Below are 13,377 nucleotides of genomic sequence, written 5' to 3' on the forward strand. Positions count from 1 at the left end.
GGGAGCGCGGAACGTACCCGAACAACTGTGCCCCGACCGCGGATCGCGATCGGGGCACCGGTCCAGCTGCAGAGGACGGTTGACGGCCGGTCAGTCCGGACGGCGCAGCCGCGCGGTGAACTTGTACCGGTCGCCGCGGTAGACCGAGCGGACCCACTCCACCGGCTCGCCCGCGGCGTCGAAGGAGTGCCGGGAGAGCAGCAGCATCGGCAGCCCGACGTCGGTGCCCAGCTGTCCGGCCTCCAGCGGGGTGGCCAGCGAGGTCTCGATGGTCTCCTCGGCCTCGGCCACGTGCACGCCGTAGACCTCGCTCAGCGCGGAGTAGAGCGAGTTGTACTTCACCAGGTTGCGGCGCAGCGCCGGGAAGCGCTTGGCCGAGAGGTGGGCCGCCTCGATCGCCATCGGGTCGCCGTTGGCGAGCCGGAGCCGCTCCACCCGGAGCACCCGGCCGCCGGGGCGGATGTCGAGCAGCGCGGCCAGCCGGTCGTCGGCGGTGATGTAGCCGACCTCCAGCAGCCGCGAGGTGGGCTCCAGGCCCTGCGCCCGCATGTCCTCGGTGTACGAGGTGAGCTGCAGCGCCTGGGACACCTTGGGCTTGGCGACAAAGGTGCCCTTGCCCTGGATCCGCTCGAGCCGGCCCTCGACGACCAGCTCCTGCAGCGCCTGGCGGACCGTCGTGCGGGAGGTCTCGAACTCCAGGGCGAGGGTGCGCTCGGGCGGTACCGGGGTGCCGGGCGCCTGGGTCTGCGTGATCTGCAGCAGGTGTCGCTTGAGCCGGTAGTACTTGGGGACGCGTGCGGTGACGGTACCCTCCCCGGCCGATTCCACGTCGGGACCCCCTTCGGTCGTCATCGCCGTTCCCACTCCCTGTTCCTGTTCCTCGGCTCTCACCGGCATCTCAGTACTCCTGCGGCACTCATGGTGGCATGCCGAGCGATTGCGGACAGGCCGTCAGGCGACCCTGATGGCTCCCGAGGTCGCTCCGGCGAGTGCCTCGGCGGCGGCGACGCCGCACACCCTGGCCCCGCCGTAGGTCGTCAGGACGGTGACGCCGCGGCCTGCGAAGGTCTCCTCCAGGCCGTGCGCCGCGCCGATCTCGACCACCACCGCGTCAGGGCGTGCGGTCGTCAACTCCAGTGCGGCGCGCTTCATCCAGGAGTAGCGGTGCAGGTCGCGCACCACGATGACGAGCGGACGTCCGACGGCCGCGCCGAGCAGCGGGACGGTGTCCACCCGGCCCTCGGAGTCGTCCACGGAGGTGTTCAGCAGTCCGGCGCTCTGCAGCGTCGAGGACGGTGCGTCCACCCTGGTGACGGTGGTGCCGGGGATCAGGTCGGCGAGCGGTCCCGACAGGCCCCAGGCGGTCTCGCCGCCGACCGCGAAATTGGCGGCCGGGGAGAACTCGACCACGTGCGGGATGCCCTCCATCGGGCGGAGGTCGCCGCGGATCCGCAGCGCGCGGCGGGCGGCGGTGAGGCCGATGCCGGGCTCCACGGTGGCGGCGGCCTGCGCCCGTACCCCGGCGGACCAGCGGGCCACCGCCCGGTTGCGCTCGGCGGCCTCGTGCAGCCGCTCCTCGCCGACCCGGCCCTCGCGGACCGCCCAGAGCAGGGCGTCCCGCAGGTAGAGGAAGGTGGCCTCGTCCTGCAGGCCGCCGCCGACGCAGATGGTGTCGGCGCCGCCGGCGATGGCCTTGACGGTGCCCTCGGCGATGCCGTGGGTGCCGGAGATGGCGCCCATCTCGATGCCGTCGGTGACGATCAGGCCGTCGTAGCCGAGGTCCTTGCGGAGCAGGTCGGTGAGGATCGCCCGGGACATGGTGGCCGGCAGGTCGGTGTCGTACGCCGGGAAGAGGATGTGCGCGGTCATGATCGACTTGGCGCCCGCGGCGACCGCGGCCCGGAACGGGGCCAGGTGCGCGCCGAACAGGTCCAGCGGCATGTCGATCCTGGGCAGCCCCAGATGGGTGTCGGCGGCGGTGTCGCCGTGCCCGGGGAAGTGCTTGGCGCAGGCGGCCACGCCGGCCGACTGCAGCCCCCGGACGTACGCCGCGGTGTGGCGGGCCGCCAGCTCGCCGTCGCCGCCGAAGGAGCGGACGCCGATCACCGGGTTGTCCGGGTTGGAGTTGACGTCCGCGTCCGGCGCGTAGTTCAGGTTGATCCCGGCCGCGGCCAGGTCGATGCCGATCGAGCGGGCGACGCTCTCGGTGAGTCCGATGTCGTCCACCGCGCCGAGGGCGAGGTTGCCCGGGTACGAGGAGCCGGTCATCACCTCGAGGCGGGTGACGTCGCCGCCCTCCTCGTCGGTGGCGATCAGCAGGTCCGGGTTGAGCGCGTACATCGCCGAGGTGAGCGCGGCGACCTGGTCGCGGCCGGCGATGTTGCGCCCGTAGAGGGCGACACCGCCGAGCTCGCCCGACTCCAGGCGCCGCCGCACCCACTCCGGGGCGGTGAGGCCGGTGAAGCCCGGCTGGAGCACCGCTCCGGCGTCTGCGAGGAGTTGGACGGTGTCCTGGCCGGGATTCGTCATGGTTCCTTCCTAGCGTTTCTCAGAGTGCGGCGCGGATCAGGTGCGGACGGGGACCGACGGTGGTTCAGCCCTTGACCGCACCGGCGGTGAGGCCGGAGGAGAGGCGCTTCTGGAGGAAGACAAAGATGATGATCACGGGCAGTGACACCATCAGCGCGCCGGCCATCTGAGAGCCGTAGTCGGCACCGTGGGTGGGAGTGGTGGAGTAGAACGTCAGCCAGACCATCGCGGTGTGGTGGCTGGTGCTGCTGAGGAAGGTGTTGGCGAGGACGAACTCGTTCCAGGCCTGGATCCAGCTGTAGACGCCGGTGGTGATCAGGCCGGGCACGGTCAGCGGCAGGATCACCCGGAAGAAGGCGCCCCAGCGGGTGCAGCCGTCGACCATGGCCGCCTCGTCCAGCTCCTTGGGGATGTTGACGATGAAGGAGCGCAGGGTCCACACCACGTACGGGACGGTGAACACCAGGTAGGCGAGGACCACGCCGAACAGGGTGTCGTAGAGCTGCACCCCGTTCAGGACCACGAACAGCGGGATCACGATGGTCAGCAGCGGCACCATCTGCACCACCATCATGGCGATGATGAACTGGTTGCGGCCGCGGAAGTTGAAGCGCGCCACCGCGACCGCGGCCAGGAAGCCGATCACCAGGCCCAGCAGCACCGAGCCGATGGTGATCAGGGCGGTGTTCTTCAGGGCCGGCAGGAAGTCCGGGTCGTTGAAGATGGTGTGGTAGCTGGAGAAGTCGAAGTGCGACGGCCAGAAGCTGGGGTTCTGGGTCAGCAGGTCGTGGCTGGACTCGAAGGTGGTCAGCACCATCCAGTAGATCGGGAAGCCCATCACGATGGCGAAGCCGACCGCGACGGCGTTCCAGATCCCGGTCATCCAGCGCTTCTCGCCGGGCGCGCCGTCCCGGCGGAACGCCTTGGCCAGCAGGGGGGAGGTGGTCAGCGCCATCAGTCCTGAGCTCCGATCTTGATGATCTGGCGGATGTAGAAGACCATCACGGCCAGCATGAGCAGGATCATGGCGATGGAGATCACGCCACTGCTGCTGTAGTGGGAAGAGACGATGCCCTTCTCGTACAGGTAGATGCCGATGGTCCAGTAGCCCGGCTCGGGCGAGGACTGGCGCAGGGACCAGATCTGGGCGAAGACCTGGAAGTCCCAGATGAAGCTGAGCGAGATGGACAGCATCAGGAAGGGCCGGATCACCGGCAGCACCACGTACCAGAAGGACTGCCAGACATTGGCGCCGTCCAGCCGGGAGGCCTCGACCAGCTCCTTGGGCACCTGGGTCATCGCCGCGTTCAGGCCGATCACCAGGAACGGCAGCGCGCCCCAGACCACCACCAGCGCCACCACCACGTACAGGCCCTGGGTGGGGTTGGCGAACCAGTCGTGGTTCTGCATGCCCTTGCCGCCGAGGCGGTAGCAGATGTAGTCGATGACCCCGGAGGTGCCGGCGAACATCCAGCGGAAGATCGTTCCGGTGACGATCGCGGGGATCGACCAGACGAACATCAGCACGGTGACCACGAGCACCTTGGCCCAGGGCGACACCCGGTTCAGCAGGGTGGCGAAGAGCAGGCCGAGCGCGATCGAGAGGAAGACGACCTCGACCGTGAAGAACAGGCTGCGCCGGACGACCTCCCAGAACTGCGGGTCGCTGAGCACCTTCTGGAAGCCCTGGATGCCGATCCAGCGGACCAGGTCCGGGTTGGTGAAGGTGACGTAGCTGTTGACGTTCTGGAACGCCAGGATGACGACCTTGACCAGCGGGTAGCCCAGCACCCCGACCATCGCCACCAGGGCCGGAAGGATCAGGACGTACGGGATGTAGGCGCCCCGGACCCGGATCCCGGCTCTGCGGCTCGCCACAATGTCGGGATCCGGCCGCCCGGCGGACACCGGTGGGCTCTCAGACTCAATCGCGCTCATCAGGGTCCTTCCGGGGCCCGGTACCTCTGGTCGTTTTCGGTGGCCGTCGGCAGGGACTGCTCGGAGGCGACGGCCACAGCAGGGCGGGGGCCCGGTGCCCGGGAGTGCGGCACCGGGCCCCCGCTCGGGTGGATCAGCTGCCGTTCAGGTCACCGATGATGGTGGTCTGCGCGGTGGTCAGCGAAGCGGTGACGTCCTTGCCCGTGGCGATCGCGCTGAACGCGTTCTGCAGGGCGGTCTCGTCGGAGCCGGACCAGTTCGGCGAGTTCGGGGAGAACCAGCTCGGGGCCAGCGCCGCGTCACCGGTCGCCTTGTTGGCCGGCGCGGCGGCCTCGTAGGCGGGGATCAGGGTCTTGTTGTTCGGGATGGCGTACTTGGCGAGCAGGGTCTGCTGCGCGGTGTTGGTGTAGATCCGGATGAACTCGGCGCCCAGGCCGGCGTTCTTGGCCTTGGCCGGGACGGCCAGGTCGGAACCGCCGAGGAAGGCCGGGGTCGGGGTGCCGGCGGCGGTTCCGGGAACGGCCACCTCCGCCAGGTCGGCGGCCAGCTTCGGGTTGCCGACCTTGGGGTCGGCGACCGAGCCGGCCTCCCAGCCGTTGCCGATGATGGCGGCGATGTTGCCCTTGGCCATCAGCGCGTCCTGGTTGGACTCGTCCACGGTGGTGCCGCCGACCGAGTACGACTTCTGCAGGTCGGCCCAGGTCTGGATGCCGGAGACGAAGGCCGGGTCGGACAGGGTGCCGGTCCAGGTGGCGCCGCTGGCCTTGGCGATGACGCCCTTGATGCCGTAGCTGCCGGCGCCGAAGGAGGCAGCGGTGTACCAGTCCTTGCCCGGGAGGTAGAGCGCGGAGAAGTTCTTGACGCCGGCGTTCTTGGCCTTGACCGCGTCGAGGTCCGTCTTCAGCTCGGCCAGCGTGGTCGGCGCGGCGGTGATGCCGGCCGCCGCGAACAGGTCCTTGCGGTAGATCAGGACGCGGGCGCCCGCGTAGTACGGGACGGCGTAGGTCTTGGTGCCGTCGGCGCTCTGGCCGGAGGCCGCCAGCGACTCGAGCCAGGTGGAGGAGTTGTCGAACTTGGCCTTGGCGCTGGTCAGGTCCACCAGCTGGTTGGCGGCGATGTACTTGGCCGCCTGGGTGTTGCCCAGCTCGATCGCGTCGGGGGCGGCGCTGCTGGAGGCCAGGGCCGGGTCGACCTTGGTGGTGTAGTCGGTCCAGGTCTGCCACTCGATGTTGACCTTGGCGCCGGTCTCGGCCTCGAACTGGGTGGTGGCCGCAGAGACGACGTCCGGCCAGCCCTTCTGTGCGTCCTGCTGCATCCACACGGTGATGGTCTTGCCCTTGCCGTCGGTGCTCAGCACGCTGGCGGCCTTGGCGGGCGCCTTGGCAGTGGTGGCACTGGAGCTGCAGGCGGCTGCGCTGAGCACGGTGGCGAGCGCCGCGATGGCTGCGATCTTGCGCTTCAAAACATCCTCCGGGGGATGAGCGAGACAGGGCACCGGTGGGACCCCAGGTAGTCCTGAGCCCGGCCGTGCCAGAAGGGGTTTCCTCAATGAGGGTCTTGCAGTCTTCTTCGGCATTACTCGCGGTACTGGCGGTACCGGCAAACCTGATTGGTGTAGACCAGTGATCGGAGATTGGCATGGACCAATGTGGAGCGTCAAGGGTTCTAGACGCAGTGTGCCAAGCCGTTACCAACGCTTGACAAGCGAAGACCCTGCGGATGAACGCTGGAACCAGGACTGGACCAATCTGCAGTCTCAAAACGGTACAGGAGCGGACAGTTGGGGCCGATCGTCGGCAGGTGTCGGTCCGGTAACAGCTTGGGCCGGAGGGCTTGCGCTTCCTTGACGGTTATTGCAGTCGGGGACAAGACTCCGGCAATTGGTCTATGCCAAAGGCGTTCTGGCGCCGCAGGTCATGGTGTGGACCGATTTCATTCGCACTGAACTTCCGTGTCCGGGGGGGACACCGGCGAAACCGCTGGAACGGAACGGGGTTCGAGGCATCCTGAGGAGGATGGTGTGAACCGACGACGGAAAAGCGCTTCTGGACGCCTGAGACGCTCGAGACGCTGGGCGACCGCGCTGACCACGGCGGCACTGCTGGCGGGGGTCGCCGCCTGCGGCTCCGGGGGCGGCGGAGCCAAGGGCACGCCGGTCTCCTACCGGGGCAAGACCCTCACCGTCTGGCTGATGGCCGGTGACAACCCGCAGAGCTGGGTCGACTCGGTCACCGCGCAGTTCGAGACCGCCTACCCCGGCGCCAAGCTGGTGGTCCAGCCGCAGCAGTGGACCGGGATCCAGTCCAAGCTGACCTCCGCGCTGGCCGGGCTGACCCCGCCGGACGTGGTCGAGATCGGCAACACCCAGACCGCCTACTACGCCTCCACCGGCGGCCTGCTCCCGCTCGACCCGTACCGCACGGACCTCGGCGGCGACAGCTGGACCCCGTCGATGGACAAGTCCACGATCGTCGGCAACCAGCACTTCGCGGCTCCGTGGTTCGCCGGCAGTCGGGTGGTGATGTACAACAAGAAGCTCTGGCAGGCCGCCGGGCTCAAGCCGCCGAAGACCATGGCGGAGTGGCTGACCGACCTGGCGAAGCTGCAGCACACCAAGGGCGTCACCTCCGCGCTCTACCTGCCCGGGCAGAACTGGTACGCCTTCGACGGCTTCCTCCAGGACGCCGGCGCGGACATCCTCACCCTGAAGGACAACCGCTGGGTGGGCGACCTCGACAGCCCGGCGGCGCTGCAGGCCGCCCAGCTGTTCAAGACGCTCCAGTCCTTCGGCAAGGCCCCCAAGGACCAGGACGAGCAGCACCCGGTCCAGGCCACCGTGTTCGCCAAGGGCAATGTCGCCTCGATGATCGCCATGGGCTACGAGGAGTCCGCGGTGACCGCGGCCAACAAGAGCATGGCGGGGAACATCGGCTACTTCCCGATCCCCGGCGCCAAGGCCGGGACGCCGGCGAAGACCTTCCTCGGCGGGTCCAACCTCGCCGTGGCGCAGACCTCGACCCAGCGGACGCTGGCGCTGGGCTTCCTGAAGATCGCGCTCGACGACCAGAACGAGAAGGCCTATGTGAAGCTCAACGGCTTCCTGCCGAACCGGGCCAGCCTCTACCCGGCCCTGGACGGCAACGCCTACGCGGCGGCGGCGCAGCAGGCCGCGCCGAACGCGGGGTTCACCCCGCTGGTGACGGCCTGGGGGAATGTGGAGAGCCCGCCGAATCCGATCTCCACGCTGTTCCTGACCCCGATCCTGGAGGGGCACGACCCGGTCGCGGCGGCCGACGCGGCCGACGCCAAGCTGGCGGCGCGGATCAGGATGGGCTGAGCGGGGCTGGGCTGAACGGTGCTGGGGCTTCGGCCCCGGCCCGGACAGCACGACGGGCCGCGGCGCCGTACAGGACCCTCAGCCTGTCCGGCACCGCGGCCCGAGGTAGAGCCGGCTGGGTCCGTACGCGGCGGGTGTGCGGGCCCGCGGGGCGTACCGGACGGTCTGGCCGGCCTTCTTCAAGCGGGGAGATCCGGTGCGCGGTCAGGGCAGATAGCGCGGTGGAGGCTTCCCTTGGTGCTGTTCCCCATTGTGGACTAGACCAATTGAAGTTGTCCAGACCAATGCGCAACCTTGTCGAAACATCCTGGTCGGAGCCCCGCGACAGGCCGGGGCCCCGCGACAGGTCGGGCGGGCGCGGGCCGGATACGCTCGGTGGATGCCTTCCCTCAATGAGCTGGTGCGCCACCACACCAACCTGGACACCGCCGACGTGGAGTGGATCCACCTGCTGGTGTCCGAGTGGCAGCTGCTCTCCGACCTCTCCTTCGCCGACCTGGTGCTCTGGGTGCCCACCCGGGACGGCAGCCGCTATGTCTCGCTGGCGCAGATGCGGCCCAACACCGGACCCACCTCGTACCAGGACGACATGGTCGGCCACCTGGTCCCGCGCGGCCGCCGGCCGATGCTGGACGTCGCGCTGGACGAGGGGCGGATCGTCCGCGAGGGCGATCCGGAGTGGCGCGAGGACGTACCGGTGCGGGTCGAGTCGATCCCGGTCCGGCGCGAGGGGCGGGTGCTGGGGGTGATCGCCCGCAACACCAACCTGCTGACCGTGCGCACCCCCAGCCGGCTCGAACTGACCTATCTGCAGAGCGCCTCCGACCTGGCCCAGATGATCGCCGCCGGGACCTTCCCCTTCCCCGGCGAGCAGGTCGACATGGACGCCTCGCCGCGGGCCGGCGACGGCCTGATCCGGCTGGACGCCGAGGGCCTGGTCACCTATGCCAGCCCCAACGCGCTGTCCGCGTACCACCGGCTCGGTCTGGCCACCGACATGGTCGGGCTGCACCTCGGCCGGACCACCGCCGAACTCGCCCCGCCCACCCGCGGCCCGGTGGACGAGGCGCTGGCCAAGCTCGCCAGCGGCTGGGCGCCCCGGCAGACCGAGGTCGAGTCGGTCGAGGGCGTGGTGCAGCTGCGGGCCATCCCGCTGAAGCCCAAGGGCGAGCTGATCGGCTCGCTGGTGCTGCTGCGCGACGTCACCGAGCTGCGCCGGCGCGAGCGCGAACTGATGACCAAGGACGCCACCATCCGGGAGATCCACCACCGGGTGAAGAACAATCTGCAGACCGTCGCCGCCCTGCTGCGGCTGCAGTCCCGCCGGATGGACAACGAGGACGCCAGGGCCGCCCTGGACGAGGCGGTCCGCCGGGTCGGCTCCATCGCCATCGTGCACGAGACGCTGTCGCAGAACCTGGACGAGCACGTCGCCTTCGACGAGATCGCCGACCGGGTGCTGGCCATGGTGATGGAGCTGTCCCAGGACGGCCGGGTCACCGCGCGGCGCAGCGGCAGTTTCGGCATCCTCTCCGCCGACGTGGCCACCCCGCTGGCGATGGTGCTCACCGAGGTCCTGCAGAACGCCCTGGAACACGCGTACGGGCCGAAGGCGGGGGGCGCGGTCACCGTGCAGGCGGTGCGGGGGCGGATGCCCGCCGGGGACGCGGGCTGGGCCAGTTGGGGGAACGGCGGCGGGAACCGGGGCGAGGAGCAGTTGCTGATCACGATCACCGACGACGGGGTCGGACTGCCGGAGGGCTTCGACCCGCAGAAGGCCGGGAACCTGGGGCTGCAGATCGTCAGAACCCTGGTGGTGGGGGAGCTCGGGGGCAGCTTCGACATGGTGCCCGCGGCGTCCGGCGGCACCAAGGTGGTGCTGGAGATCCCGGTGGTGCGGAACAGTCGCTGACGCTCCGTCAGAAGCCGGTAGGGGTGCCTGAATCGGGAGCGAATAAACGAGGCCCTGTCGACCGGGGGGGAGGGTCGACAGGGCCTCTCAGACCTGTTCCGGCCGTCGGGGGGAGTCGGCCGGAACAGGGGTTCTGGGTGCGGGCTGTACCGCGTGCATCGCACGGGCGGCTGCCCTCGGTTCCGACGGTATCAAACTGTCGGGACCGGTGAGCGCCGCGAGTGGTGTGCGTTGCCTCGGAAGTGCCTCGGGGCCTGCTCCACCGGTGTGGCGCGGAGCGGCTCGTGACACTCGATCAAGGGCTGATCAGGTGATGCGCTGCTTTGCTTCGGTGCTGCTTCTGGTACTGCTCTGCTGAATGCTGGGTCTGAATGCCTGAACGTCAGGCGGTGCGCGCACGGTTGCGGGCGGCGCGGCGCTTCATGGCGCGACGCTCGTCCTCGCTCATTCCGCCCCAGACGCCGGCGTCCTGACCGGTCTCGAGGGCCCACTGCAGACAACTCTCCATGACCGGGCAGCGACGGCACACAGCCTTCGCCTCCTCGATCTGCAGCAGGGCGGGCCCCGTGTTGCCGATGGGGAAGAACAGCTCGGGGTCTTCTTCCCGGCAGACAGCGCGGTGGCGCCAGTCCATGATGATCCAACTCCTCCAGCCGAACGGGTGGTCCCGACGGCTCATCGGTGGCTTGTGAATGTGAACGCTTTCACGAACCCGGTGGCAGACACAGGTCAACGGGTGGGTCGACATGGGGGTGCCTGCGACATTGCAGTGGATTCGGGCGACTCAGGCGGGTCTCCGGTAACGGTCCGTCCCGATCGCCATGTAAAGGTTCGCAAACCTCGACTCCGGATACAACCCCCTTCGAGTAGGAATTTTTGATTCGTCGGTGTCGCCTAGGTCACACCCTGTACTTCTATGGAGTGAAGGGGTTCGCACGTTCGAGAAGAAGGACTTTCGACCCTTCTGATCACACAATCACACGCAGTGCGCGACGTACGCCTGAGAAGGTGACTTCGTTCCGCTCTCCAAGGTGGTCTCCATCGACCTGAAATGGCAGGGTTTCCTGGGAATGCAAGGTGAATTCCTGCAGATCGTGGTAAGCGACCACATGTTTGCCCCGCGGACCGGCCGCTGAGGCGTCCAACAGCTGCGGGATCATGCGCAAGGTCTGGGGCAGGGTCATCCGGGTGAGGCCGAAGAGGTCCAGATCGGTGTCGAATCCGGCCTCGGGGGAGGCGTAGAGCGGGCGGTTGCCCAGGAAAGTCCAGGGCGAGGTGTTGGCCACTATGGACACGACCAGCCCGTCCACCGGCTCGGCGCCGGGAATGCGGAGAGTGATCGGGCCCGCCCTGCGGTGCTCCCGTTCGCCCAGGTAGTGGCGTACGGCCTGCTTGATGTAGAGCGTGTGGGTGGAGCGTCTGCCGCTGCGGCGGTGCTGCTCCACCCGGCCCACCACGCCGGCGTCGAAGCCGAAGCCCGCGGTGAAGGTGAACCAGCGCTCCGGCAGGCCCTCGGTGACCGCCCGGCCCAGCCCGATGGTCCGCTCGCTGCCCGCGGCGAGCGCGTCCAGCAGGGCGCCGGTCGCCTCGACCGGGTCATTGGGAAGGCCCAGGGCGCGTGCGAAGACATTGGTGCTGCCGCCGGGGACGACCGCGAGACGGGGCAGGTGTTCGGAGGGTCCTTCGGCGAGCAGCCCGTTGACGACCTCGTTCACCGTGCCGTCCCCGCCCAGGGCGACCACCAGGTCGACGGTGCCGGAGGCGGCCGCGTCCCTGGCCAGATCGCGGGCGTGGCCCCGGTACTCGGTCGCCGCGACCTCCAACTTCAGGTCACTGGCCAGCGCATGGGCCAGGACGTCCTTGGTCCGGCCGCTGGTGGTGGTCGCCTTCGGGTTGACGACCAGGAGCGCACGCATACCGTCAGCTTACCTACCGGCAGGTATGTGTCGGCGGAAGGGGCCACCGCAATCGTGGCGGGCGGCCCGCTAGCCTGGTTCGGTGACTGCCGACATCTCGCCGAACACCCGCACCGCCGCTGCCGCGGCCGACCGTCCCTGGACCCTGGTGGGCGGCGCCGCCATAGCGCTGGTCCAGGGGGTGCTGATCAGCGGGTACGGCGCCTACCTGATGGTCGCGGCCCTGTTCACCCACACCAGGACCGGCGTCGGGCTGACCGAGTACGGCGCGGCCATCGTGCTGCTGCTGGGCCTGCTGCCGCTGTTCGCCGGCCGCGCGCTGCTGCGGCTGCAGCGCTGGGGGCGCAGCCCGGCGGTGATGGTCGACACCCTCTGCCTGGCCGTCACCTACTTCACCTTCCAGAACGGCGGCGGGCAGATCGCCTTCGGCGTGCTGAGCGCGGCCTTCGGCGTCGCCGGGGTGCTGCTGCTGCTGCACCCGAGGACCACAGCGGCGCTGTGGCCCTCGGATGACAAGCGGTAGCCCCACCCGGACTGCCGGCTGGGCGGCTACTCCTCGAGCAGCAGCTTGTCGCGGAGCTGGGCCAGGGTCCTGGCCAGCAGCCGGGAGACGTGCATCTGCGAGATGCCGACCTCGGCCGCGATCTGGGACTGGGTCATGTTGCGGAAGAACCGCAGCACCAGGATCCGCTGCTCCCGCTGCGGCAGCTGGGCCAGCAGCGGCTTGAGCGACTCGCGGTACTCCACGCCCTCCAGCGCGTCGTCCTCGGAGCCCAGGGTGTCCGCGACGGCGGGCGACTCGTCGTCCGTGTCCGGCACGTCCAGCGAGAGGGTGCTGTAGGCGTTGGCGGACTCCAGGCCCTCCAGCACCTCCTCCTCGGAGATGCCGAGCCGCTCGGCCAGCTCGTGCACGGTGGGGGAGCGGCCGTGCTGCTGGGACAGCTCGCCGGTGGCGGTGGTCAGCGAGAGCCGCAGCTCCTGGAGCCGGCGCGGAACCCGGACGGCCCAGCCCTTGTCCCGGAAGTGCCGCTTGATCTCGCCGACGATGGTGGGCGTGGCGTAGGTGGAGAACTCCACGCCGCGCTCGACGTCGAACCGGTCCACGGACTTGATCAGCCCGATCGTGGCGACCTGGGTCAGGTCGTCCAGCGGCTCGCCGCGGTTGCGGAAGCGCCGGGCCAGGTGCTCGACCAGCGGGATGTGCATCCGGACCAGCTGGTTGCGCAGCTCCACCCGCTCCGGCGAGTCCTTGGCCAGGTCGGCCAGTTGGACGAACAGGGCCCTGGCCGCCTCGCGGTCGGGCGCGCCGTGGCGCTGCGAGGCCGGCCTGCCGCCGCCCCAGACATGGGGCGGGGCGGGGGCGTGCTCGGGATCCGCCCCCTCGGCCTCGGCCGCCTCGGCGGCGACCTCGCCGAGGACGTCGGCGGCCACGTCGGCGAGGACGTCGTCGCCGTCCTCGCCGTCGTCGACCTCCACGTCCGCGTTGTCCACCTCGGCGGCGTCGACCTCGGCGCCGACCGTGCCGCCGGGGACCGTGCCGCCGGGCCCGTCCTTCTGGTCCGGACGGTCGGGATCGTCTGCGAACACCCTGTCCTCCGCCTGCTCCGCCCCGGCGCGTACCGGCTCAGGGGCGCCCGCCTGTGCGGGCACAGCTGACTGCACCCCGGCACCGCTTGTGCGGTCCAGATCACTCACGGCGATCCCCCGTTCCATTCCGTTCCGGGATCAACTTGTTTGCACCGCTA

11 protein-coding genes are annotated in these 13,377 nt (G+C 69.5%); 3 read left to right on the top strand and 8 right to left on the bottom strand.

The genetic code is table 11. The features are described 5' to 3' along the window. Positions 1-90: 90 nt before the first annotated feature. From ACXKR8_RS32300 to ACXKR8_RS32320, 5 genes are all read right to left on the bottom strand, one after another. Positions 91-852, bottom strand: a complete 762-nt coding sequence (locus ACXKR8_RS32300; protein ID WP_380512480.1) for a GntR family transcriptional regulator — start codon at positions 850-852, stop codon at positions 91-93. 99 nt (positions 853-951) lie between these two features. After that, complete coding sequence (locus ACXKR8_RS32305; protein ID WP_458268102.1) at positions 952-2,529, bottom strand: glycoside hydrolase family 3 protein; 1,578 nt, start codon at positions 2,527-2,529, stop codon at positions 952-954. Between the two features lie 64 nt (positions 2,530-2,593). Further along, positions 2,594-3,484 (bottom strand): carbohydrate ABC transporter permease, encoded by an 891-nt coding sequence (locus ACXKR8_RS32310; protein ID WP_458268103.1) that lies wholly within the window; start codon positions 3,482-3,484, stop codon positions 2,594-2,596. Then, positions 3,484-4,467: a carbohydrate ABC transporter permease gene (locus ACXKR8_RS32315; protein WP_462099938.1), complete on the bottom strand. Its 984-nt coding sequence runs from the start codon at positions 4,465-4,467 to the stop codon at positions 3,484-3,486. Before ACXKR8_RS32315 ends, ACXKR8_RS32310 begins: the two co-directional genes overlap by 1 nt. 133 nt (positions 4,468-4,600) lie before the next feature. Beyond that, positions 4,601-5,929 (bottom strand): extracellular solute-binding protein, encoded by a 1,329-nt coding sequence (locus ACXKR8_RS32320; RefSeq protein ID WP_458268105.1) that lies wholly within the window; start codon positions 5,927-5,929, stop codon positions 4,601-4,603. A 558-nt stretch (positions 5,930-6,487) separates the two neighbouring features. Between ACXKR8_RS32320 and ACXKR8_RS32325 the strand changes: the two genes are divergently transcribed. Continuing rightward, positions 6,488-7,804: an extracellular solute-binding protein gene (locus ACXKR8_RS32325; protein WP_458268106.1), complete on the top strand. Its 1,317-nt coding sequence runs from the start codon at positions 6,488-6,490 to the stop codon at positions 7,802-7,804. Positions 7,805-8,183: 379 nt separating this feature from the next. Continuing rightward, positions 8,184-9,716: a sensor histidine kinase gene (locus tag ACXKR8_RS32330; protein WP_458268107.1), complete on the top strand. Its 1,533-nt coding sequence runs from the start codon at positions 8,184-8,186 to the stop codon at positions 9,714-9,716. Between the two features lie 382 nt (positions 9,717-10,098). Here ACXKR8_RS32330 and ACXKR8_RS32335 read toward each other — a convergent pair whose 3' ends face one another. Next, complete coding sequence (locus ACXKR8_RS32335) at positions 10,099-10,350, bottom strand: WhiB family transcriptional regulator (RefSeq protein ID WP_030257455.1); 252 nt, start codon at positions 10,348-10,350, stop codon at positions 10,099-10,101. A 334-nt stretch (positions 10,351-10,684) separates the two neighbouring features. Further along, the gene (locus tag ACXKR8_RS32340) at positions 10,685-11,632 is read right to left on the bottom strand and encodes a diacylglycerol/lipid kinase family protein (RefSeq protein ID WP_458268108.1); all 948 of its coding nucleotides are present in this window, start codon (positions 11,630-11,632) and stop codon (positions 10,685-10,687) included. 82 nt (positions 11,633-11,714) lie between these two features. On the opposite strand from ACXKR8_RS32340, the gene ACXKR8_RS32345 reads away from it, so the two are divergent. Then, positions 11,715-12,155 carry a hypothetical protein gene (locus ACXKR8_RS32345; protein WP_458268109.1) on the top strand — a complete coding sequence of 147 codons (441 nt, stop codon included), beginning with the start codon at positions 11,715-11,717 and terminating at the stop codon, positions 12,153-12,155. Between the two features lie 26 nt (positions 12,156-12,181). Here ACXKR8_RS32345 and ACXKR8_RS32350 read toward each other — a convergent pair whose 3' ends face one another. Beyond that, positions 12,182-13,219, bottom strand: a complete 1,038-nt coding sequence (locus tag ACXKR8_RS32350; RefSeq protein ID WP_458268110.1) for an RNA polymerase sigma factor SigF — start codon at positions 13,217-13,219, stop codon at positions 12,182-12,184. Positions 13,220-13,377: the final 158 nt, after the last annotated feature.

The sequence above is a fragment of the Streptacidiphilus sp. PAMC 29251 genome, from assembly GCF_054208735.2.